General features: G+C 66.4%; 22 protein-coding genes. 10 read left to right on the top strand and 12 right to left on the bottom strand.

The genetic code is table 11. The features are described from left to right. Window positions 1-2: 2 nt before the first annotated feature. The 4 genes from ACWGCN_RS16410 to fadD11 are packed head-to-tail and all read left to right on the top strand — an operon-like array spanning window position 3 to window position 5,072. Window positions 3-1,460, top strand: coding sequence for a flavin-containing monooxygenase (locus tag ACWGCN_RS16410; RefSeq protein ID WP_452457337.1), 1,458 nt, complete (start codon window positions 3-5; stop codon window positions 1,458-1,460). Continuing rightward, window positions 1,460-2,332, top strand: a complete 873-nt coding sequence (locus tag ACWGCN_RS16405; RefSeq protein ID WP_449963366.1) for a short-chain dehydrogenase/reductase — start codon at window positions 1,460-1,462, stop codon at window positions 2,330-2,332. The genes ACWGCN_RS16410 and ACWGCN_RS16405 overlap by 1 nt, the downstream gene beginning before the upstream one ends. After that, window positions 2,329-3,276, top strand: a complete 948-nt coding sequence (locus tag ACWGCN_RS16400) for an alpha/beta hydrolase (protein WP_378989731.1) — start codon at window positions 2,329-2,331, stop codon at window positions 3,274-3,276. The genes ACWGCN_RS16405 and ACWGCN_RS16400 overlap by 4 nt, the downstream gene beginning before the upstream one ends. Continuing rightward, on the top strand, window positions 3,273-5,072 hold the full coding sequence (gene fadD11 / locus ACWGCN_RS16395; RefSeq protein WP_452457338.1) for a fatty acid--CoA ligase FadD11: 1,800 nt from the start codon (window positions 3,273-3,275) through the stop codon (window positions 5,070-5,072). The genes ACWGCN_RS16400 and fadD11 overlap by 4 nt, the downstream gene beginning before the upstream one ends. Here the strand turns inward: fadD11 and ACWGCN_RS16390 are convergent. Continuing rightward, the gene (locus tag ACWGCN_RS16390; protein WP_378989728.1) at window positions 5,059-6,288 is read right to left on the bottom strand and encodes a PucR family transcriptional regulator; all 1,230 of its coding nucleotides are present in this window, start codon (window positions 6,286-6,288) and stop codon (window positions 5,059-5,061) included. The two genes, fadD11 and ACWGCN_RS16390, sit on opposite strands and share 14 nt — an antisense overlap. Window positions 6,289-6,453: 165 nt before the next feature. Between ACWGCN_RS16390 and ACWGCN_RS16385 the strand changes: the two genes are divergently transcribed. Further along, on the top strand, window positions 6,454-8,025 hold the full coding sequence (locus ACWGCN_RS16385; protein ID WP_378989726.1) for a GMC family oxidoreductase: 1,572 nt from the start codon (window positions 6,454-6,456) through the stop codon (window positions 8,023-8,025). Next, window positions 8,022-9,725, top strand: a complete 1,704-nt coding sequence (locus tag ACWGCN_RS16380; protein WP_452457340.1) for an aldehyde dehydrogenase family protein — start codon at window positions 8,022-8,024, stop codon at window positions 9,723-9,725. The genes ACWGCN_RS16385 and ACWGCN_RS16380 overlap by 4 nt, the downstream gene beginning before the upstream one ends. Window positions 9,726-9,804: 79 nt before the next feature. On the opposite strand, the gene ACWGCN_RS16375 is transcribed toward ACWGCN_RS16380, so the two are convergent. Continuing rightward, window positions 9,805-10,278: a MarR family winged helix-turn-helix transcriptional regulator gene (locus tag ACWGCN_RS16375; protein ID WP_378630766.1), complete on the bottom strand. Its 474-nt coding sequence runs from the start codon at window positions 10,276-10,278 to the stop codon at window positions 9,805-9,807. 136 nt (window positions 10,279-10,414) lie between these two features. Here ACWGCN_RS16375 and ACWGCN_RS16370 point away from each other — a divergent pair, with 136 nt between their 5' ends. Further along, window positions 10,415-11,251: an SDR family oxidoreductase gene (locus ACWGCN_RS16370; protein WP_452457341.1), complete on the top strand. Its 837-nt coding sequence runs from the start codon at window positions 10,415-10,417 to the stop codon at window positions 11,249-11,251. A gap of 12 nt (window positions 11,252-11,263) precedes the next feature. On the opposite strand, the gene ACWGCN_RS16365 is transcribed toward ACWGCN_RS16370, so the two are convergent. The 3 genes from ACWGCN_RS16365 to ACWGCN_RS16355 form a co-directional block, all read right to left on the bottom strand. Then, window positions 11,264-13,129 (bottom strand): peptidase, encoded by a 1,866-nt coding sequence (locus ACWGCN_RS16365; RefSeq protein ID WP_452529045.1) that lies wholly within the window; start codon window positions 13,127-13,129, stop codon window positions 11,264-11,266. Between the two features lie 166 nt (window positions 13,130-13,295). Further along, complete coding sequence (locus ACWGCN_RS16360) at window positions 13,296-14,246, bottom strand: M56 family metallopeptidase (protein ID WP_452457343.1); 951 nt, start codon at window positions 14,244-14,246, stop codon at window positions 13,296-13,298. Then, a complete protein-coding gene (locus ACWGCN_RS16355; RefSeq protein ID WP_449960825.1) occupies window positions 14,243-14,608 on the bottom strand; it encodes a BlaI/MecI/CopY family transcriptional regulator in 366 nt (121 codons plus the stop codon). The genes ACWGCN_RS16360 and ACWGCN_RS16355 overlap by 4 nt, the downstream gene beginning before the upstream one ends. A 166-nt stretch (window positions 14,609-14,774) precedes the next feature. On the opposite strand from ACWGCN_RS16355, the gene ACWGCN_RS16350 reads away from it, so the two are divergent. Further along, window positions 14,775-15,278 (top strand): SRPBCC family protein, encoded by a 504-nt coding sequence (locus ACWGCN_RS16350; protein ID WP_452457344.1) that lies wholly within the window; start codon window positions 14,775-14,777, stop codon window positions 15,276-15,278. 31 nt (window positions 15,279-15,309) lie between these two features. On the opposite strand, the gene ACWGCN_RS16345 is transcribed toward ACWGCN_RS16350, so the two are convergent. The 4 genes from ACWGCN_RS16345 to ACWGCN_RS16330 all read right to left on the bottom strand — a co-directional run bounded on the left by ACWGCN_RS16345 (window position 15,310) and on the right by ACWGCN_RS16330 (window position 17,956). Continuing rightward, window positions 15,310-16,122, bottom strand: coding sequence for an alpha/beta fold hydrolase (locus ACWGCN_RS16345; RefSeq protein WP_452457345.1), 813 nt, complete (start codon window positions 16,120-16,122; stop codon window positions 15,310-15,312). A gap of 23 nt (window positions 16,123-16,145) precedes the next feature. Further along, a complete protein-coding gene (locus tag ACWGCN_RS16340; protein ID WP_387446928.1) occupies window positions 16,146-16,667 on the bottom strand; it encodes a flavoprotein in 522 nt (173 codons plus the stop codon). A gap of 495 nt (window positions 16,668-17,162) precedes the next feature. Continuing rightward, complete coding sequence (locus tag ACWGCN_RS16335; RefSeq protein WP_452457346.1) at window positions 17,163-17,318, bottom strand: hypothetical protein; 156 nt, start codon at window positions 17,316-17,318, stop codon at window positions 17,163-17,165. A 35-nt stretch (window positions 17,319-17,353) separates the two neighbouring features. After that, window positions 17,354-17,956: a TetR/AcrR family transcriptional regulator gene (locus tag ACWGCN_RS16330; RefSeq protein WP_452457347.1), complete on the bottom strand. Its 603-nt coding sequence runs from the start codon at window positions 17,954-17,956 to the stop codon at window positions 17,354-17,356. A gap of 78 nt (window positions 17,957-18,034) precedes the next feature. On the opposite strand from ACWGCN_RS16330, the gene ACWGCN_RS16325 reads away from it, so the two are divergent. Next, window positions 18,035-18,433, top strand: a complete 399-nt coding sequence (locus ACWGCN_RS16325; RefSeq protein WP_387446924.1) for a DUF4345 domain-containing protein — start codon at window positions 18,035-18,037, stop codon at window positions 18,431-18,433. 133 nt (window positions 18,434-18,566) lie between these two features. On the opposite strand, the gene ACWGCN_RS16320 is transcribed toward ACWGCN_RS16325, so the two are convergent. The 3 genes from ACWGCN_RS16320 to ACWGCN_RS16310 form a co-directional block, all read right to left on the bottom strand. Beyond that, entirely contained in the window at window positions 18,567-19,514 is a 948-nt protein-coding gene (locus ACWGCN_RS16320; RefSeq protein ID WP_452457348.1) for an SDR family oxidoreductase, read from the bottom strand. A gap of 490 nt (window positions 19,515-20,004) precedes the next feature. Further along, complete coding sequence (locus ACWGCN_RS16315) at window positions 20,005-20,655, bottom strand: 2'-5' RNA ligase family protein (RefSeq protein ID WP_387446917.1); 651 nt, start codon at window positions 20,653-20,655, stop codon at window positions 20,005-20,007. Continuing rightward, the gene (locus tag ACWGCN_RS16310; RefSeq protein ID WP_452457349.1) at window positions 20,652-21,968 is read right to left on the bottom strand and encodes a helix-turn-helix domain-containing protein; all 1,317 of its coding nucleotides are present in this window, start codon (window positions 21,966-21,968) and stop codon (window positions 20,652-20,654) included. The genes ACWGCN_RS16315 and ACWGCN_RS16310 overlap by 4 nt, the downstream gene beginning before the upstream one ends. Before the next feature lie 92 nt (window positions 21,969-22,060). On the opposite strand from ACWGCN_RS16310, the gene ACWGCN_RS16305 reads away from it, so the two are divergent. After that, on the top strand, window positions 22,061-22,735 hold the full coding sequence (locus tag ACWGCN_RS16305; protein WP_452457350.1) for a hypothetical protein: 675 nt from the start codon (window positions 22,061-22,063) through the stop codon (window positions 22,733-22,735). Window position 22,736: the final 1 nt, after the last annotated feature.

The following is a 22,736-nucleotide window of genomic DNA, read 5'->3' as shown; positions in this document are numbered from 1 at the left end:
CCATGCCCGCAGAACACACGCACATCGTCGTGCTCGGCGCCGGATTCGGCGGGATCGGGCTGACGATCAAACTCCGCGAAGCCGGCTTCGACGACATCGTCGTGCTGGAACGCGCCGACGACCTCGGCGGCACCTGGCAGGCCAACACCTACCCCGGCTGCGCCTGCGATGTCCCCTCCCAGCTCTACAGCTACTCCTTCGCGCCCAACCCGGAGTGGTCGCGCACCTACGGCAAGCAGCCCGAGATCCTCGACTACCTGCGCACTGTCGCCGAGTCCAACGACGTGATCCGGCACGTGCGGCTCGGTACCGAACTCCTGGACGCGCGCTGGGACGACGAGCGGTCGCTGTGGCGGATCGAGACCTCGCGAGGCGAGCTCACCGCGGACTACTTCCTCTCCGCCGCAGGAATTTTCGCGGAGGCGAAGTATCCGTCGCTGCCCGGTCTCGACACCTTCGAGGGCACGGCCTTCCATTCCCTGCACTGGGACCACGACCACGATCTGACCGGCAAGCGCGTCGCGGTGATCGGCACGGGCGCCTCCGCGGTCCAGTTCGTACCGGAGATCCAGCCGAAGGTCGCCGCGCTGACGGTGTTCCAGCGGTCGGCGCCGTGGATCGTGCCGCGGATGGACCGCCCGACGATCGGGCTCGAACGTCGCCTGCTGCGCCAGATCCCGTTGGCGCAGAAGGCTGTTCGGGGGACCTGGTACTCGCTCATCGAGGGTTTCGGGCTGGTCGGGTTCGTCGACAACCGATTCCGGCATCCCTTCGAGCTGCTGGGCCGGATCCAGCTGCGCCGCCAGATCCGCGACCCGAAGCTGCGTGCGAAGGTGACGCCGGACTACATGATCGGCTGCAAGCGAGCCATCTTCTCCGACGCCTATCTCCCCGCCCTCGACAAGGACAACGTCGACGTCGTCACCGACGGTATCGCCGAGGTGCGCGCACGCTCCATCGTGACCCGCGCCGGGGTCGAGATCCCGGTGGACACCATCATCTACGGCACCGGTTTCACCTCGACGCCGAGTGTTTTCGATCGCATCGTCGGCCACGACGGGCGCTCGATCGCCGAGCTGTTCCGGCAGCGTCCGCAGACCTATCTCGGTGCCGCGGTGGCCGGGTTCCCGAACTTCTTCTGCACCCTCGGTCCGTTCGGTGCGGCGGGCAACCAGTCGGCGGTGTTCATGATCGAGTCGCAGATCGCCTACATCGTCGACGCGCTGAGCACGCTGCGCGCCCGCGGCGAAACCCGCATCGAGGTGCGGTCGCAGGTCCAGCGCGACTTCGTCGAGGAGATGGGCAGGCGCAGCGCCGAGACCGTGTGGCTCACCGGCGGCTGCGAGAGCTACTACACCACCGCCGAGGGCGGCAACGCCGGGCTGTATCCGAACTGGAGCTTCGAATACCGCCGCCGCACCAGACGATTCGACATCGAGTCCTATGAGGTGTCGGCATGATGGGCCTGCCCGATCTCGCGCCGACCTCCTGGTTCACGCGCTCCTACGACGTGGCGGGCAAGGTCGTCCTGATCACCGGCGCGGGCCAGGGCATCGGCCGTGAGCTGGCCGCGATCCTGTCCCATCGTGGTGCGCGGGTCGTGGTGGTCGATATCGACGCGGTCGCGGCCCGCCGGGCCGCCGACGAGTTGGGTTTGGACGCCCACGGTATCGGCGCCGATGTCGCCGACCGGGCGCAGATGACAGCGGCGGTCGACGAGGTGGTGCGCCGATTCGGCACCCTCGACGTGGTGGTCGCCAACGCGGGCGTGACGCCCGAGCCCGCCACCGTGCGCACGATGGACCCGGCGGACTTCGACCGGGTGATCGGGATCAACCTCACCGGCGTGTTCAACACCGTGCACCCGGCCCTGGACCACATCGTGTCCGCGCGCGGGCACGTCGTGGTGGTGTCGTCGTGCGCGGCGTTCGCACCGGGGATGGGCGGCTCGCCGTACATGGTGAGCAAGGCCGCGGTCGAACAGCTGGGGCGGGCGTTGCGCGTGGAACTCGCCGCGAGCGGGGCCAGTGCCGGCGTCGCGTACTTCGGCGTCGTCGACACCGCGATGACCCACGACATGCTCGACACCGACGACCTGGGCAAAGAGCTCGACGCGATGCTGCCGTGGCCGCTCAATGTGCGGATCACCGCCGAGTACGCGGCCAAGACGATCGCCGACGGCATCGCCCGGCGCGCACCGCGAACCATCGCCCCGAGCGGGTGGGAGCCCTACGCGTTGCTGCGCGGTGCGATCAACGTCGTGCTCGATCACCGGCTCGCCGCCGACTCCACGGTGCACGCGCTGATCCGGGCGATCGAGCAACGCCGATGAGCGCCGAACGCGGGTCGCTCCGGGCACGCACCGTCCGGCAGGTGTCGGCGCTCACGGTGGGTCAGCTGGCCGCGTTCGCGCCGGTGAACGCCTACACGCTGCCGCCGTCGCGGTTGCTGATCGAACAGGCACTGCGGGCGGGCGCGCCGCCGTTGCGCGCGACGGCGACCGAGCCGGTGGACGAGGACGGGATCCGCGGCGAGTGGGTGCGTGGGCCGCGCGCCGACCGTACCGACGCGGTCGTGCTCTACATCCACGGCGGCGGGTTCGTCGCCGGTTCGGCTCTCGGGTACCGCGGCGTCGCCTCCCGGCTGTCCACCGCGACCAAGCTCGCGGTGTTCACCCTCGACTACCGCCTCGCGCCCGAGCACCCGTTCCCGGCCGCACCCACCGATGTGGCCGCCGCCTTCGAGTGGCTGTCGCGGCGCTGTCCGGCGGACCGGATCGTCGTCGCCGGTGATTCCGCCGGCGGCTTCCTGGCCGCTCATCTGACCATCGAGAACGCCCGCGCCGGGCAGCCCGAACCGGGTGCGCTGGTGTTGTTCTCCCCGATGGCCGACCTGAGTCTGGCCACCGCCATCGGCCACGGGAACCAGCACCGCGACGGTCTGCTGTCCACCCAGATCGCCAGGCAGGCGATCGCCGCGTTCACCGCCGAACCGTTCGACCTGCGACCTGTCCACGGAATGCGGCTGCCGCCCACCTTGATCCACGCCAGCGACACCGAGTACTTCGGCGCCGACGCGACCGAACTCGCGCGGCGCTGGCAGGCCACCGGGGCGCAGTGCGAACTGCAGGTGTGGCCGGATCAGATGCACGCCTTCCAGACCCTGCCGATCGTCGTCCCCGAGTCGAGGACCGCCTATCGCGCAGCGGCTCGCTTCGTCGCCACCCATCTCGACACCGCCCCCGCGGTCATGACCCAGAAAGCGCCTGCCTCGTGAGCATTTCCCGATTCGACACCCTGCCCGCAGCGTTCCAGCACACCGCCTCGATCGCCCCCACCGCGATCGCCTTGCGCACCCCCGGCGACACCAAGACCCTCACCTGGGCCGAGTACGCGACCCAGGTTCGCGCCGTCGCCGCCGGACTGGCCGGTCTCGGTGTGCGTCGCGGCGACACCGTGGCACTGATGATGAGCAACCGGGTGGAGTTCTATCCCCTGGAAGTCGGTGCGCAGCATCTGGGCGCCACCTCGTTCTCGGTGTACAACACGCTCTCCCCCGAACAGCTCGCCCACGTGCTCGGCAATGCCGGAGCGCGCGTGGTGATCTGCGAGCCGCAGTACGCGAAGCTGATCGCCTCGTCCGGGGTCGACGTCGACCACATCGTGTGCGTCGACGAGGCGCCCGAGGCAACCCTGTCGGTGAAGGATCTGCTCGCGGCGGGCCGTGACGATTTCGACTTCGACGCCGCCTGGCGCGCGGTCCGTGGCGAGGACGTCGCGACGCTCATCTACACCTCGGGCACCACCGGCGCGCCCAAGGGCGTCGAGACCACCCATGCCGCCCTGCTGTTCCAGGTGTACGGCATCGCCGACATCCTCGGCATCGAATTCGGTGACACCATCACCTCGTTCATGCCGACCGCGCACATCGCCGACCGGCTGACCGCGCTCTATGTCCAGGAGGTGCTCGGCACCCAGGTGACCAGTGTCGGCGATCCCAAGCAGATCGCCGCCGCCCTCGCCGACCTGCATCCGACCATCTGGGGCGCGGTGCCGCGGGTGTGGGAAAAGCTCAAGGCCGCCATCGAATTCAAGGTCGCGGCCGAACCCGACGAGACCCGCCGCCAGGGCATGGCGTGGGCGATGTCGGTGGCCGCGGCCCGCGCCGCCCATCAGCTCGCCGATGAACCGGTACCCGCCGAGCTCGCCGCCGAATGGGCGCGGGCCGACGAACTGGTGCTGAGCAAGCTGCGCGCCGCCCTCGGTCTGGACCGGGTGCGGTGGGCCATGTCCGGCGCGGCCCCGATCCCGCCGCAGACGCTGGCCTTCTTCGCCGGTCTCGGCATCCCGATCGCCGAGATCTGGGGCATGTCGGAACTGTCGTGCATCTGTAGCGTCAGCCATCCCCGCGACGCCAAGCTCGGGGCGGTCGGAAAGCTGTTGCCCGGCATGGAATCACGGCTGTCCGACGACGGTGAACTGCACGTGCGCGGGCCGCTGGTGATGAAAGGCTACCGAGGGATGCCCGAGCAGACCGCCGAGGCGATCGACGCCGACGGCTGGTTGCGCACCGGCGACATCGTCAGCATCGACGACCAGGGCTACCTTCGCGTCGTCGACCGCAAGAAGGAGATGATCATCAACGCGGCGGGCAAGAACATGTCCCCCACCAACATCGAGAACGCGATCAAGGCGGCCACGCCGCTGATCGGCGCGATGGCCGTGCTCGGCGACGGCCGGTCCTACAACACCGCGCTGATCGTGCTCGACGCCGAATCCGTCGAGCCCTACGCGCGCGAGCACGCGCTCCCCGACGCCTCCGCCGCCGCGCTGGCGGTCGATCCCACGGTGCGGGCCGCGATCGAAGCCGGTGTGGCACAGGGCAACAGCAAGCTCTCGCGGGTGGAGCAGATCAAGCGCTTCCGCATTCTGCCCACGTTCTGGGAGGCGGGCGGTGACGAGGTCACGCTCACCTTGAAGCTCAAGCGCAAGGTCATCGCCGAGAAGTACACCGCGCAGATCGACGAGCTCTACGCAGAGAACCCGCCCGCCGAGGTCGTCAACGCCGGATAGCGGTACCCGACTCGTCCGACCCCGCCTGGCGCGGTCGGACGAGTCGGGTTGTCTGCAAGGCGAAGTAGAACTCGGCGGCCGCGGTGGGATCGGTACAGCTGCGGCCGGTGAGGGCTTCGATTCGCCGCAGCCGTTGGTGCACGGTGTTGCGGTGGAAGTGCAGTCGTTTCGCCGCATCGGCCACCACCCCGCCCGCGGCGAACCACGCCTCGAGCGTCTCCAACAGCGTGTCCCGCTCCATCGCGGGCAGCTCGAGGACCGAGCCGAGAATTCCGGTGGCGAGCTGACGACTCACCTCCGGCAGATGCGCGATCAGCAACGGGATCGGCTGGTCACCGAAGTTGTTGACCTCGATATCGCCGGGCCGGGCGCACCGGCACGCCAGTTTCGCCTCGTGGAGCGCGTCGTGGGCTCGGCGCGGATCGTCGAACGGGCGGCTCACCCCGACCCGGCCGGTGGCCAGGCCCGCGAGGACCGCGTCGGCTTCGGCCCGCGCCGTGCCCGGTTTCAGGCTGATCAAGCCGATGTGGGTGTCGAATTCGACCGTCCAGATCGAGTGCACGCCGATCGAGCGCAGACGTTCCTCGACGCCGCGCAGTGGGGCCGCGACCGGCTCGACGATTTCGGCGCTGACCACCAGGAACGTCCCGGTCTCCGGCAGGTTCAGCAGGCGCAGGGTTTCCCACAGTGGCGCGCCGTCGTCGACGGCGGCCGACAGCAGTGAGCGCAACGCGAGGCTGCGGGTCTGCGCGTCGCGATGGGCGCGTTCGAACGCCACCTCACCGTAGGCTTCCGCGGCCGCGCTCGAGTAGTCGTCGATGATGCTCCACAGCTCGGAGCCCTTGTGCGCCAACGATTCTGTGAGCTCGCCGCCCATCTCGCCGAGCAGTCGGTCCCAGAGCAACCGGCCCGCCAGCCGGTACGCGTGCAGCAGCGCCGCCAGCGGAACCTGTTGCTCGGCCTTGAGCCGTCCGGCGGCGCGCGCGGCGTCCAGCCGCGGCCGGCAGCGACCCCCGAGTTGACCGAGCAGAGTCACCAGGTTGTCGTAGGTGGCCTGGCGCAGGTCCTGGTGGGTCAACCGGGTCGCCTCGGCATAGGCATGGTCGCCGGACAGGATTTGCGCCACCAGCACGTCGGTCAGCTCGTCCGCTCGCAGCAACAGCCTGTCGACAAGCTCCACCGATACGTCGGACGACACCTCGGGAACTGTCGTCATCCTCTTATTGTAGGCGCTGCGAAAAGCGCCTCTACCAGCTTCGTTGTGCACTTGCACACTGAGGTCACGGTAATCCGGAGCGCTGGACCATAGGCTGCCCGCCCACCGTCGGCCACGATCGAGACAAGTGATCCACCTCACTACATCGCATCGAGAGGCATTGCAATGTACGACTACGTCATCGTCGGCGCGGGTTCGGCAGGCGCCGTGTTGGCTGCCAGACTCTCCGAGGATCCGGCGGTATCGGTCGCCGTCATCGAAGCAGGGTCGGCCGACAGCGCCGACGAGATCCATATCCCGGCCGCGTTCGGCGCCTTGTTCAAGAGCGAGTGGGACTGGGATCTCGACACCGAACCCGAACCGCAGCTGGGCGGTCGGCGCGCGTACCTGCCCCGGGGCCGGATGCTGGGCGGATCGAGCTCGATGAACGCGATGATCTACATCCGGGGCAACCGTGCCGACTACGACGCCTGGGCCGCGGCCGGTGCCGAGGGTTGGTCCTACGACGATGTCCTGCCGTATTTCCAGCGAGCCGAGGACAACGAACGAGGCAAGGACGCCTATCACGGCGCCGGTGGACCACTGCGCGTCTCGGAGAGTCGTTCACAGCACGCCATTGCCGGAGCCTTCGTCGAAGCGGCCGAGCAGGCCGGGTACGCGCGCAACGAGGACTTCAACGGCGCAACACAATTGGGCGTGGGCCGCTATCAGGTGACTCAGCGTGACGGCATGCGGTGCAGCACGGCCGTCGCCTATCTGCATCCGGCGATGACGCGGCCGAACCTGACCGTCATCACCGACGCGCTCGCCCAGAAGGTGCTGTTCGAGGGCGATCGGGCGGTCGGCGTCGAGATCAGCCGTGGCGGCGAGGTCGAGACGGTTCGTGCCGAACGCGAAGTCATCCTCTCCGGCGGCACCTACGGATCGGCGCATCTGTTGCTGCTGTCGGGCGTCGGTCCCGCCGATGAGCTTGCGCTGTTCCAGATCGAGGTGGTGCGCGACCTTCCGGTCGGCGAGAACCTGCAAGACCACTACATGACGCTGATCAACTACCGCACCGACACCGAATCGCTGATGACCGCACTGTCGCCGGAGAACCTCGCGTTGTTGCAGGAGCAGGGCCGTGGTCCGCTCACCTCGAACATCGGTGAGGCGGGCGGATTCTTCGAGACGAGGTCCGGCCTGGAAGGTCCGGACGTGCAGTTCCACCTGGCACCGGTGCTGTTCCACGAGGAGGGACTCGGCGCACCCGTCGCGCACGGATTCGCCGTGGGACCCTGTGTGCTCCATCCGACGAGCGTCGGCAAGGTGATGCTCCGTTCGGCGGCGCCGACCACCGCGCCGAGAATCGTGCACAACTACCTCGCCACCGACGAGGACCGGCGCAGCATTGTGGCGGGCCTGCGCATCGCCCTCGACATCGCGGGCCGGGCCGCTCTCGCCGAGCACATCACCGCGGACTTCGTTGCCCCCGAGTCGGATTCGGAGCAAGACCTGCTCGCCTTCGCCCGCCGATACGGCCAGACGCTCTATCACCCGACATCGACGTGTGCCATCGGGTCGGTCGTCGACAGCCGCCTGCGGGTGCTCGGCCTGCAGGGCTTGCGCGTCGTCGACGCGTCGGTGATGCCCACGGTCGTGCGCGGCAATACGAACGCGCCGACCATCATGATCGCCGAGAAGGCCGCCGACCTCATTCGCGAAGATGCCGTCGCCACCACCGGAGGAACGAAATGACCAGCACAGCAACGACAATCGACGCCGCGATCGAGGCATTGACCGAGGGCGCGGCGCGGTGGGCGGCGACTGCGCTCGCCGACCGTCGCCTGCTGCTGCAGCAGGTGCACGACCTGACCGAGCAACACGCGCAGGACTGGGTAGACATCGCCATCGGCATCAAGGGCCTGCCGAAGGATTCACCCCTGGTCGGCGAGGAATGGATCAGCGGCCCCTATCCGGTGATCACCGGCACCGGCGCGTTGATCGAAAGCCTCGCCGCGCTCGACGCCGGTCGTAGCCCGGTCGACGGCTTCGAGGTCACCGCGGCGCCCGGCAACAGGTCGGCCGTGCACGTGCTCCCGCACGGGATCTTCGATCGGCTGCTGCTCAACGGCTTCACCGCCGAGGTGTGGACCAAGCCCGGCGTCGACGCCGCCACCGTCCGGGCACGAGCAGGTTCGGGCGCACGCGCACCACGCACGGCAGGCGGTGTCGGCGTCGTGCTCGGCGCCGGGAACATCTTCTCCATTCCGCCGCTGGACCTGCTGTACCAATTGATCGCGGACAACCGGGTCGTGGCATTGAAGCTCAACCCCGTCACCGATCCGCTGCTTCCGGTGTTCGAGCGCATTTTCGCCCCGCTGATCGATCGCGGGTTCTTGCGAATCCTCACCGGCGGTGCCGATGTCGGCACCGCGCTGGTCAACCATCCCGACGTGACCTCGGTGCACATGACCGGCAGCAGCAACACCCACGACGCCATCGTGTTCGGCCGGGGAGCCGAAGGCGCGCAACGCAAAGCAGCGAACACACCGCTGCTGACGAAACCGATCACCAGCGAACTCGGCGGCGTCTCACCCACCATCGTGATCCCCGGGCAGTGGTCGGAGGCGGATCTGAAGTTCCAGGCCGAACACCTTGCGACGCAGCGACTGCACAACAACGGGTACAACTGTGTCGCGTCCCAGGTCGCCATCGTGAGCTCGGACTGGCCACAGAAGGAGAAATTCCTCGCCGAGCTGCGTGCGGCGTTCGAGCGGGCACCGGGGCGACCGGCGTACTACCCGGGCAGTGAGAGTCGAGTGGCCAACGCGCGCAAGGAATATCCGCAGGCACAGAGCGTCGGCCCGAACAACGACCGCACGCTGGTGCTCGGAATCTCGCCGTCGAAGGACGAACCAGCGCTGCACGAGGAGTACTTCTCCCCCGTTTTCGGTGTCACCGAACTGCCCGGCACCGGGTCGGCGTTCCTGCGTGCCGCGGTCGAGGTCTCGAACGAGCAGTTCATCGGCACCCTGGGCGTGAACATCATCGCCCACCCGAAGACGCTGCGTCAGCTCGGCGCCGCGCTCGATGAGGCGATCGTCGACCTTCGATACGGCACCGTCGCGATCAACGCCTGGACCGGAGTCGGCTATCTGACCGCCCGCGCGAGCTGGGGTGCGTTCCCCGGCCATACCCTCGACGATGTGCAGAGCGGTATCGGCGTGGTGCACAACGCGCTGCTGATCGAAGATCCCGAACGCACTGTCGTCCGTGGGCCGTTCCGACCCGCGCCCAGGTCGATCACGCGCGGTGAATTCACGTTGGCACCCAAGCCGCCCTGGTTCGTGACCAACAAGACCGCCGCCACCACGGGCCGTCTGCTGGCCTATTTCTCGGCGGCGCCGGGGTGGTCCAAGCTACCGGCGATCTTCGCCTCCGCCCTGCGCGGCTAGCTGTTCGCCGCAGCGACGAAACCCCGTTCCACCGGATCGACCGGCACCGAGATCCGGTGGAACGCTCTCGCGCGGGGGGTCAGCGTTGGCGCACGGCGTCGTAGGCCCGCGGCAACGCTTCGCCGGAATTCATCGCCAGCAACGCTTGGTGCAGGTTCGCGCGCTGATCCTGATCCAGACCGTCGAAGAGGTCGTCGTTCAGCGTGCGGACGAGCTCGTCGGCCTGCTCGACGGCGCGCATTCCCTGCTCGGTGATCTCGACGAGAAACCGGCGGCGGTCGCGGTGATCGCGAATCCTGGCGGCCAGGCCCGCCGACTCCAGATGGTCGATCGCGGCGACCATGGTGGTCGAGTCGATGCGCAGCCGGGTTCCCAGTTCGAGCTGAGAGCTGGCCTGGTCGCCTGCCAGCACCTTCAAGATCATGAAGTGTCTGGTCCGCAGGCCCAGGGTGGCGAGCCGATCCTCGCTCACACGGAACATCACCTGCCCGAGCTTGATCAGCAGGCAGCTGGTGTGGTCGGCGACCATGTCCGGGATCAACGGTTCGGTCACTGGTGGGAAACCTCGATTTCTGAGCTGGACAGCAGACGCGATCGTAGTCGTCGCCACACCCGCGTCGGTCATCGGCAGCCATCATCACCGATAATCGCTACAGATAATAGTTCGTACTACTGATAGTCTGCCCGGCATGGCGTCAGAATTCATCCAGAAGATCGACCTTGCCGACAAGGTCGTCGTCGTCGCGGGCGGCACCAGCGGCATCAATCTCGGTGTGGCCGAGGACTTCGCGCGGGCCGGTGCTCGCGTGGCGGTGCTCAGCCGCTCCGCGGACAAGGTCGACGCGGCCGTCGAACGGCTGCGCGAGCTCGGGGCCGAAGCCTTCGGTGGGAGCGCCGATGTCCGCGACTACAGCGCGACCGAAGCCGTCCTGCGATCGGTGCACGAGCAGTTCGGCGACTTCGACGTCATGATCTCCGGTGCGGCAGGCAACTTCCCCGCCGCCGCCGTCGGCATGTCCGCCAACGGATTCAAGTCGGTCGTCGACATCGACCTGCTCGGCACCTACAACGTCCTGCGCGCGAGTTACCAGTTCCTGCGCAAGCCCGGCGCCTCCGTCATCAACATCTCGGCACCGCAGTCGGAGCTGCCGACGATCACCCAGGCGCACGTGTGTGCGGCCAAGGCCGGCGTCGACATGCTCACCAAGGTCCTGGCGATGGAATGGGGCCCGTTCGGCATCCGCGTCAACGGTGTGATCCCGGGCCCGATCGATGGCACCGAGGGCATGGCCAGGCTGGCCCCGACCGACCAGGACCGGGCCCTGGTCACCGGCAGCGTCCCGCTGCGCCGCTACGGCACCCCCCGCGACGTCGCCAACGTCTGCCGCTTCCTCGCTTCCCCGCTGGCCGACTACGTCTCCGGTGTTGTGCTTCCCGCTGACGGCGGGTGGGTCCTCGGTGGCGCGTCGCAGGCGATGGGTGTCATCGGGCAGCCGCTCCTCGACGCCGCGCACCAGGGTCAGTAGCACCTGGGCGCGTCATGACCTGACCTCGTCCCAGAGGCGCAGGTAGACCTCGGCACCGCGAAAGACGTCGGCCATGATCTCCGGGCCGCCGAGAACACGGACCGCTTCGAGCCAGTCGGCGTAGGTTCCGTAGGTCGCGGTGCCGTCGGTGTTGATGTCGAAGGTGCGCTCGCCCCATCGTTCCCTGTCGAATGTCACCGCGCCGTCGTGGGAGACGAAGGGATATCGGATGGTGCCGGGTCCGAGCGGGCCGCCCTGGCCGGCGATGCCGTTCATATCCGAACCGAAGCCGAAACCGAACTCCGCGCCGGGCCGGGGCAGCACGCGGGCTTCCCGCCAGGCTTGGACGAAGCTCGCGGGCCCACCGGCATAGGGAGTCGCGAAACCGCCTGCCGCATAGACTCGTTCGGTGGTGGTGGGCGAGTCCCAGCCGTGTGAGGACAGCACACCGGGGTAGCCACGCTTTTCGATGATCGTCATGACTTCCTCGGCGGTGGCTTCGCTGAGGTGATCTATCTCGATGAGAAAACCGTGGTCGATCATCGCGTTGATCAGGTACTCGCCGAGGTCGGTCAGCCCGCGCGCATTGCAGTGAGATCCCGCCGCGTACAGCGGCAGTGGTGCGCCGCCGAGCAGCGGGCCGGTGAGATCGGCGATGAACTGGTTGATATGACCGGCGAGCGGCACCGAGAGCTGGGTGCTGTCCTGTTCGGGTCCGGGACAGGGCTGGACGTTCCAGAACGTGCCGGTCTGCATGAAGTTGCCCGCGTTCACCAGCAGGCCGGTGACATCGTGATCCATTTTCGTGCCACCGAACGCGTTGTCGAACTTGTGTACCGGGAAGAAGCTGCTCACGCCGATGGCGCGAAGTTCGGTGAGCCAGCGGTCGACGTCGGCTCGGCTGCACTCCGGTTGCCCGAGGAACACGCCACACCCCATCGGGTCGGACAACTCCATGCCGAGGACCACGGCGAGCTTGCCGGACGCGGCGACGTGGCGTGCTCGGGCCGGATCGGTGACGATGCGGAAGAAGCCCTGCCCGGGCCCACCGGCCTGGGCGTCGATGTAGTCCTGCAACGCCCGCAGGCTGTCGGCCTGCCTGCGCACCGAAGTCATGTCGTCACAGGGGTTTCGGCGATCGGTCATCATGGCGCACAGTGATTCGTTGTCCACCAGGTCGACGGTCATCACGCGCAGGCCCGCCTTCCACGAGCGCTCGATGCTGGTCCAGTAGGTGCCTTCGGCGGTGAGAACCGACGGCTTCGGCCAGTCGCGGAAGGTAGGCCAGCCTCGGGTGTCGGAGGCGTGGAACGGTTCGCCGTGGTCGAGGAAGTCGGCGATCACACCGTTGGTGCCGGTGCGGTACTGCGCGCAATCGGGCAACGCGTAGCTCACTCCGTACGGGTGCCACGGGCGGCCGCAGTGAAAGTTGCCGCCCATGAATTCGTAGGCGGTGACGTGCGCGTGCGCGTCGATGGCGCCCACGACCGCACCGTCGGCGCCGACGCTGGGGCCCGGAGTTCCCTGGGCGCCGGTCTGCGCCTCGGGGAAGTCCGCGCACCCGGTGTCCTGGACGAACGTGGCGGGCGTGCTGGTCGCGGTTTCGGTGTTGCTGAGAACGAATCCGCTCGCACCGGTGCCGTCCACCTTCCATACCGCCGACGGCGTCGGGTTCTTCGCGGGGCTGATCGCCCCCTGTCCGGCTGCCAGGACGTCGCCGTTGCGACCGTAGAGCAGGTATTCGCCGAGCGCTGTCGCCCGCATCCGGTACGGCCCGGCTCCCGGGACCAACGGCCCTGTCGGCGTGTCGATTCGGTAGCAGCCGTCGACCAGCGAATAGCGGGTCTGTCCCGGATCAGCGGTGGCGTGCCCCGGCACCGCGAGACCTGTGGCGATCAGGGTAACGGCGAGTATCGGTAGGTACGTCGAACCTGCTGGTCCCTGACGGGAGATGGTGGAACGCAAGACTTCTCAATTCTGAACTAGAGGTATTTCACCTTTCTCGGTCAAAATACTATGGAACATAGTTTTTCGTGGCGGGTTCTCAGACCACCAGCGCGCTCACCAGTGCCGCACTCACACCGACCACGGCCACCGCCGCCGCAGGCGCGAGCAGCATCATGGCGACCAGCATCGTGATCGCCGTTCGGCGTGCGACGGCACGAGACTCCGGCGCGGCCGCCAGGCACTCGAGACGCATCGACAGCGAGTCATCTATCAACCGCAGCGGCGTGCCCGGGATCGACGGCATGCGGGAGGCGACGGTATGCAGCGCCCCGGACAGCGCCCGCGAATCGGTCGAGGCCGCGGCCGACCGATCGGCGGCGAATTCGACCAAGGTGGCAACGGCGACCGGGGCCGCGGCGAAGAGCGGAATCCACGAAAAGGCCTGGGCGAGAACCTGACAGATGCCGAGAATGTGGTGATGGAACCCGCGCAGATGCGCGTGTTCGTGCGCGAGTACCGCACGCCACTGCGGTTCGGTCAGGCAGCTCCGCAGACCGTCGGTGACCACCACGTACCCACCGCGCCCGGCGACGCTGTACGCCAGCGGAATCGGATGATCGAGCCGCACCAGTTTCGCCCCAGCCCCATCGACCCGGCCCACCATCTCGACCAACTCCCGATGCTTGCGGCGCAGCGCGGCCCCGCGCCCCCGGTAGCCGACGACGATCCGTGCCAGCTGTCCGGTCGGTACGATCGTGGCGACCACGGCGATCGGCATGATCAGCCCCGCCGCCCAGGTGACGACCGCCGGTTCGACCGCGGCCAGACTGCGCACCACGGTGCCCGCCAACACATTTCCCGGCGGATCGCCCGGCCACGCCAACGCGATCACGGCCAGCACCCCAAAGCCGATCGTCGCGACGAGCGCACCCAGCCACGCTACCAACCCGGCGACCGGGGCGGCGGTGAAATCGACCCGGGACAGGAACGCTGGAGCGAGCACAGCCAGCGCGATACCGGCCGCCAGCAACGCGGTCAGCAGGATCATGGTCCGCGCTCGTCGTCGGAGAGTCCCCGGCGCAGCGCCTCGACCTCGGGCGCACTGGCCGTGCGGACCAGATGCAACAGCACCGCGGGAGCGTCGGGGCTGGCGTCGAGGATCTCGCGCAGCAGATCGGTCGTCGCCTCGGCCCGGGTCCGGCTGGGCCGGTATCGATAGGAACGCCCGACCTTCTCGCGCCGCACCCACTTCTTCTCCCACAGATGCGTCACCACGGTCAGCACGGTGGTGTACGCGGGAACCCGCTGGTCGTTGTCCCACCGATCCACCAGATCATGCACCGACAGCGCCGCCGAACTCTCCCACAGGACAGCCATCACCTGGCTCTCCAGCGCCCCGAGCCCCTTCATCGCTCCCCCTCGTCCACCGCGGCAACACCACCGGACCGGATGCCGCCCGCTCAATTTACTATCGGACATAGTTTTTCGGACGACATGCTGTGAGATGTCCTCGGTCCGCCGAGGCGGCGATCACCGAGCTACGGCGCCGGCACCACAGTCGGCTAGGTTCGTGCCCATGAGCCGCACCACGACCGTCTTCGACAGCATCGACATCGCTGCCGATCCGGTGTCCATCTATCAGCAGGTCAGCGATCCGACTCTGATGGGTCGGTGGAGCCCGGAGAACCGTGGCGCCAAGGTGGCCCAACCGCGCGAGTCCACTTATGTGGGAATGGAATTCGAAGGGTTGAACAAGCGTGGCGGTGCTCGCTGGGTGACCCGCTGCGTGGTGATCGCGGCCGAGCCGGGAAAGCGGTTCGCGTTCCGCGTCGAGGCGATCGGCGTCCGGCGGCCATGGATCCGCGCGGGTATCGCGACCTGGGACTACCGGTTCGAGCCGGACGACGGTGGCACCCTGGTCACCGAGACCTGGCACGACGATCGCAAGTCATGGCCGGACGTGGCGGTTCAGGTCTTCGACCGAATCGCCACCGGCGGCGACACCTTCGTGGAATTCCAGCGCAAGAACATCCGCCGCACGCTGCGCAACCTCAAGCAGCACTTCGAGTCGAACGACTGAACGCGGGCGCCGCAGGGGCCTAACCGTCTTCCTACCGGTCGCCGTCAAGGCTCGCCGACGGTACGCCCGTCGTGGTGGGCACGGCGCCGGTCGTCGCGAGAATCGTCGCCGCGACCAGTTTCGGATCGTCGATCATCGGCACATGGCCGACGCCCGGCAAGATCTCGAAGCGGGCCCGCGGGAAGCGCTCCCGGGCGATGCGGCCATTGACCGCCGGCGGCAGGATCGCGTCCTTCTCCGACCAGGCCAGGGTGATCGGACACGGCAACTCCGACACCGACGCGATCTGCTCCCTGGTGTCGAGCACGTCTTCGGTGACCGTGCACCCGATGAGGTCGGCGGCCGCTGTCAGTGCTTGCGCCGGTGTCAAACGATCAGCGCGACAAGCGATATCGCGCAGCGCGAGCCGCCGGACCACCGCCGATCGCATGACCACCGGTTGAACCGGTCGCGACAGCTGGACCAGGGCGCCCAAGCGGCGCAGCTTCTTGACCGCGTCGGTCTGCCCATGGCCACCACCATCCCAGAACCCGGCAGGTGAGAGCGCGCAGACGCTCAACGCCCGACCCCGCAACGCGAGCTCGATGGCCATCCACCCGCCGAGCGAGTTCCCCGCGAGATGAGCCTTCCCGATACCCCGCTCGTCCAGCATGCGCTCCGCCGCGTCGACGATGTCGCGCACCTTGACCGGACGCTCGCGCACCGCCGGCCCGCCCCGATGCCCGAGCGCTGTCAGCGCGACCACGTCGTGATGATCGGTCAGGCGCGGAACGACGTCCTCCCACGCCGCCGCCGACATGGTGACGCCATGGAACAAGACGACCGAGGACTTACCGGAACTCATGGGCAGATGCTACTCACCGCCGGTCACCCGGTGGGCGGGGTTCGCGGTCGACCCAATTCCTTCAATGCAGCGCCCCAGGGAACCGTGCCGAGTCCTCCGTCGATATGGACGAAGCGCACGCCCCACCGGGACAACTTGTCGACAGCCTCGCGGATTGCTGGAAACGCCATCTGCTCTGGCTTTGCATGTGGCACCGCCACAACCGGACGACCTCCGCCCACAGCCTCGACCAGCATCGCCAAGGGAAGCGTGTCCCCGATCCCGCAAGCCCACTTGGCCAACGAGTTCGACGTGATCGGCGCGACGATCAACGCATCAGCCGGCGGCAGGAGGTCGACGGTGCCTGGCTCCTTGAACTGCGAACGCACAGGATGCCCGGTCTCGGCCGCCAGTGCGGCGGCGTCGATGAAACGGGCACCATTCGGCGAAGCAACCACGCACACGTCCCATCCGTCGGCCTGGGCCAGTTTGACCAACTCGCCGATATCGCTCGCAGGGGTCGCGCCTGTCACGATCGCGTACAACACCCGGGTTCGCTCAGCCATAACAACCATCGTCGCAGGCATCGGCCAGATCGGCACACCTCCGTCGGAACCACACCTACTCGTTGCGCCAGCCGACCCAAGTCGCCAGTAATCAGGTCGCGCCGCGCTTTGCGCATCATGTGCCCAACAAGCTCACGAACACGGGTCATGTTCTGAACCTGTTGTGGTGCAGCATTTTCAGCTCGCAGAAGGGCGTGAATCGAAGCTGGATAATTTCGCTTCATCGATGCCGCACGACCGACTTCGACAAAGTACTGCGCTGTCCGTCCAGCGGTGGGCAACGTGTGGGGATCGAGACGCTGACCGGTGAACATCGCCAGCACCGCGAAACACATCAACTCACCGCGACGCCGCCCGAGCGGCCAACCGGTACGCCAACGAATTGGCAACCCGCGCTGAACGCGTCGCAACCGAGGACGAACAGCGCGCCGTCTCACCGATCAACCTCGGGCCGCCCTCGGCGCCGCCGCACGACGCGAGACGACCACCACAGCGCTACAGCAGGCGCCCGAGGGCTTGCCCTTCGCTACTGTCGCCCAGGTCGTTTCGTAGCTCGCTGCCGAAATGAGTGGTCAGCGACAAGTGTCGAACATCATCGTCACCTTCGTCGGCGGATTGCGCGCCGATCCAGAACGCGAAGCACATCGCCATGCGAACAGAACACCGTTGTCCCGAAGGGCGGGGTCTCATCGACGTTGGGAAGCGGTGTGCAGATCGATGTGCGCTCCGACGGTGGCGTCGAGGGCGCCGATGCACAGCGCGAGGTTGTCCGAGGGACTGATGATTCGGTCCACGAGGGTGGCCAGGGTCGTTTCGCGGACGAATGCCACCCAACCGGCGAATGCCGCCTGCGCCAGTTCGCGGTGGTGTCCGGTGGCGCCGGTGGCATCGAGGATGCTTGCGCACAGGGCGCGAAAGGTGGCGTCGATCGGCTCGCGCACGATGGGCGATCCAGCGATCGAGCTGCGGTTGGCGATCAGGACCAGGGGCAGGTTGCGCGCGTAGAAGTCGAGGTATCCGCTCAGTGTGGCGATCAAGCCGTCGCGCACCGTGGCCGCGGTGTGCAGGGGCGCGGCGGTGCGCAGGCTGTCGTGGGCGCGCTGCCAGATGGCGGCGAAGAAGTCGGCCTTGGTCGGGAAGTAGTGATACAGCAACGCCCGGGTCACACCGGCGCTCGCGGCGATCTGCTCCATCGACACGTCATCGAACGGCTCTGTACCGAAGAGCCGTTCACCGACGTCGAGTAGTTGCACGCGTCGAGCGTCCGGGGTCATACGACGGGGCGGCATCGAGCCCAGTGTAGGGCTTGTCCGGAGCGGCCCGAGACGGCTACCGTAGCCTTATTCGACAGTTGTCAAATAAGGGGGATGACGATGCGCGTGTTTCAGGTGTGGCTGCGAGTGTTCGGTGTTGCCGTGGTCGGTATCGCGTTGGCGCACTTGCTGTTCGGTCAAGCCACCTACATCGGTGGAGGCGAGGTCAACGCCACAATGGAGTCGGATCTGCGTTTCTACAGCGTGCTCTTCGCCGCCTACGGTGCAGCCTTCATCTGGACGGCGGCCGATGTCGTCGGCCGGGCAAGAGTGATCGATGCTTTGGGGTTGCTGTTCTTCCTCGGCGGGTTGGCCAGGATTCTGGCGTGGACCGTCGCGGGAGCACCGCATGCGTTCTACGTCTTGATGATTCCCGTTGAGCTACTGATCCCAGTAGCGCATGCGTTTGTCGTACGGCGTTTCGAACGCGTCACGACCGCGATCCCCACCTAGGAGTCGGACCGAGGCCACGCAGGTCCTCGCGGGCGTGAAGCGCGGGCAGCGTCGGCGACCAACCAGATCGACTTGCAGAAATCATCACTCCCGGCGACACGGACCGGCCTCACGGCCGGCCGGTGTCATCGTGTCATCGACCGGCGAGGATACCGCCGGAAACGTCGAGGTAGGCACCGGTGATCCAGCGGGCGTCGTCGGATGCGAGGAAGCCGACAACGTCGGCGATGTCGGTGACCTCGCCGACCCTGCCGATGGCCGACCATGCGGCCATCTCCGCGACAGCCTGGGGATTCGAGAAGATGAGGCTTCCGTTGTTCGTCACGCCGGCGGCAACGGTGTTGATCGTGATCTCCCGGGGGCCGATGTGCCGCGCCAGTTGCACCGTGATCTGCTCCATCGCGGCTTTGCTGATCGCATAGACCGTTTGACCGGGATGAGAAGTTCTGGTGATGCCCGACGAAATATTGATGATTCGCCCGCCAGACGACATCAATTTCAGTGCACGCTGGGCGAGGAAGAACGGCGCTTTGGCGTTGACCGCGATGAAGCGGTCGAAGATCTCCGGCGTCACCTCCTCCGGCGCCATCTCGTCGAACCCGGCGTGCGCGGCATTGTTCACCAGAATGTCCAATCTCGCCGTCCCCGTCCGGGTTTCGAGTTCCATCTCCAGCGCCGCGGACAGTTCCGAAACCGCATCAGGCTCACCAAGTTCGGCACGGACCAGGAAGGCGCTGCCACCGGCGTTCTCGATCGATGCCACGGTCTGCGCCGCCGCGTCCTCGTTCGTCGCGTAGTGCACCGCGACCAGCGCCCCGTCGCGCGCGAGCCTGGTCGCGATGGCACGTCCGATTCCTCGGCTCGATCCGGTGACCAACGCCGTCTTGTTCTGCAGCCCGTTCATACCCACCTCTTCTACTACGTCGTGTAGTTGAAGAGTAACGAGTCGAACACGCAGCGTGAACCACGAAATCCGGTGCCGAACAACACACCGAAATCCCTTGCAGTGCAGCGCAGTAGCTGCGCAATCGGCTGCAACCGACAGCTGTTTCCGATCTCCATCTGCCGATCTGCGGTGCACGGCCCCCGGTCGCGGGCGGAAAGTACCACCCACAGGAAAAACCGAGGTGTCCGTGGCGGCGACAGAGACAGGTTTGGCCTCGCCCTGAATGCGGTTGTCCTGTGGGCGTCAGATCATACGGTCAATGACCGTCTGTGCACACGGAATCGTCAACTGTCGCGTATTCGTGCGGTCGCTCGTCGATCTGTCCTTGGTCAATCATTGATGTATCAATCCTGACTAAGATCATGAGCGTCGGTAATGTCGAGTCGTCGAAGTGTGGAGGCCGACCGGCAGGGGTGGAAGTGAAGCCTGGAAGCAAGTTGGTCGGAAAGATCATCTCGCCGCGGACGTTCCGGATCGGGATGAGCTTGTATCCGCCGTTGCTCTTCGCCGGCGTTCGCGTTGAGCACGTGGCGGCGGCACCGAGCCGAGCCTGCGAACGGACCGAGACCTGTAAGTGACAGGTATCCGTGATGAATCTTCTCTGCATCTGTCGCGGTCGACAGCGCTAGCCCGGGAGCCCCGCTTCAGCCAAACCGCTTCGACTGCCCCGACCCAGTTCGATCCGTTCGATGACATCCCATATATAGGAGTTGTCCCGAAGTTCGAGCGAAACCAGCGCAGCCTCGGTGGTCACGACATCGAACCCGTAGATAGCACTGCCAGCCGTCGCTGCAGTCGTAGCAGCCACCTCTTCCAGACCTTCGAAAACCGGGTACGCGATCGTCACATGGGGATCCGATGTTGATTCCTTCAGCGACGCGTGCGGCAAGACGGAGATCGTTGCGGCTCGTAGCGTGTCGCGAAGCTCCATCACCGGCGCCGCGGGTGAGATCACAAAGCCGAGCGCACCACGAATGTTGGTCAGCCGATCGACGGACAAGCTGAACGGGGCCAGGTCTCGGCAGGCATGCTGCGCGGCTTCCGCAATAGAAGCACGTTGCTCGAAGGTGCACGTGTACGGGCGTGAAATTCGATCCAACGTCAGGTGGAGGCCGTCGGGCGGCGTGGTCTTGAAGTACGCCGGATCGATGGCCTGCTGGCATTCTTTGGTCCGCGAATGAAGTTCCGAAGCGTGATCGAAGGTCAAGAACCAGTAGTAGCCGAGCGGGCCGTTTTCGAGCGGACGGCGTCGCAGGCTGTCCGAGTTTCCAGTCACTTCTCGCCGTCCTTACTTGCCAGCGCATCCCGGACGCCCTTCAACTGCGAGGTATCCCCCCACCTGTCGGCCACGTCACGGAAAAATTCCGAAGCTCGGCGCTGAACCTGGGCCATAGGCTTGTCTGGCGAAGAGTCTAGAGCATCGTGCATTATCGCCACTGCAGCATCCAGGTCGGCATCTTCGGCCAAGACATGCGAGCGGGCCACGTCGATCATCACCAGCGACCTACCCCATGGCGAGTTCGTGTTGTTCATGTCCGCCAATGCGAGCTCCGCATACTGTTCGACTTTGTCCGGCATCGCCAACGACAGATACGATGTCGCGGCATTTCCAGCCACCTGCGCCGCACTGTAGCTTCCCAGAGAGATGCTGAATGGCACTCCATCCGGGGTGCTCTCGCACGTGACCAGCTCGTATGCCCGGTCCACCGTGCGTCGCACGCCGTCAGCATCGCCTAGCTTTCCCATTGCTCGCGCGACTCCGTTGATCGCTAGTCTTACGCTTTGCGGCCCATCTTCCGCTCGAGCGAGGCCGTCTCGAGCATAGTCCAACGCTCGTTCGTACCTCCCCGCGTAATACTCACAGAAGCTTTGCAGCCCACTCGCCCATGCTGTGAGGTTAGCGTTCTGCGCATTGTCCCCCAGCTGGAAAGACTCCAGACAGTAAGCCCGTGCCATCGAATAATGGCCAGTTCCGACGGCGATATAGCCGAGCAGTCCCGAAGTTTCGCTGGCGATGTCGAACAACTCGCTGCGCTGTTTCGGATGGCTGCATTCACCGATGAGCCCATCGAGCCACTCCCGCTGCTGCTTCAACGCGGGAACGAGTCCGGCAGGATCTACAGTTTCATAGTTCGCGATTGCATGGTGCGTACTGATTCGCAGCTGGTCAATGATCTCGGGATTGACAGATCGGCTCAGCTTGTGGACGCGACCTAGGACCGCGAGCAGATCCGTAGTGATTGCCTGGTCACCGTCCTCCGGCAACCCGTCATCATCGCGGTTGGTGTATGCGATCGCAGTCTGGGTGTGACGCAGCACGGTTGAATGGCGGTCCCGCCAAACGGCTTCCCCGTCCGCCACGATCTGCTCGAAGCGTTCTCTATCCGCTGGAGATGCACGCTGCCGGTACGTCGTATCCAGGATTGCTTGCGCCGTGGATCTGGGTTTCACGGAGCTCAGGCCAGAGCGCCAGTTGTTGACCGTGGTCGTCTCGACACCGAGTAAGGCGGCGAACTCTCGAATCGACTTTCGCATCGCCTCTTGAAGCGCAGCCGCTTCAAAGCCTGTCCAAGCCCGCCCTCGCATCATCGCCGCTTCCTACTTTTCAGCACCTGATCTCGGAAATGCACACGATACGCCTACGGTACGCGATCGCTACGCGGTTACCTCCGATACCGCTGGTGGGCGACGCTTTTCATCTGTACCTGTTCCCGGGAATCCATGGCGAGGCCGCCAGATCGATGCCCTTCACTGCCGGATGCGTCGCCAGGAGGCCGCACATGTCGAGCCACTCGCTCACCGATCTAGTCAAGCTGGTCGGGGTGATGAGAGAAGCCGGTTGGGTCAACCTCACCCTGGCTATCCCGAGTTCCCCTGTTGCCGACAACCCCCATGCGGCGGAAACCGTCGACGTTTTTCTCACCGCGCACGAACTGCCAACCGGCTACCAGCTGATCTCCGCCTTCCGTGGCGCATTCGGACACCTTCCTGGTGACCACCTGATCGCACGCTGGGCTCAAGCCTTCGCCCACCTGCACCGTTGCCGCCACATCAACCCCGCAAACACTGCCCGAATCGATACGCGCAGAGCTGAACTCGCTGAACTGGTCGATGCCTGGGTCGCGAACCACTCCAGGTTGCCCGACCGGGATTACGGCGCCGCGCTAGATGAACTGGCGGCCGCGTATATCGGATTCGAAGCGAAGTTCCACGCGAGAGCGCCCGTCGACTTCGACGAGCTGCACCGAGCATGGACCATCGTCGCCGGCCACGTCATCGACTGGGGCGACCTCCGTACCGGCCAGGCAGCCGTGTCGCGACCACTGCAGCTTTCCTCCCCCATATCCAGCGATTGAA

Source organism: Nocardia sp. NPDC055050, assembly GCF_053608345.1.
Note: the sequence above shows the minus strand (reverse complement) of the source record. Positions and strands in the feature narration are given on the sequence as shown.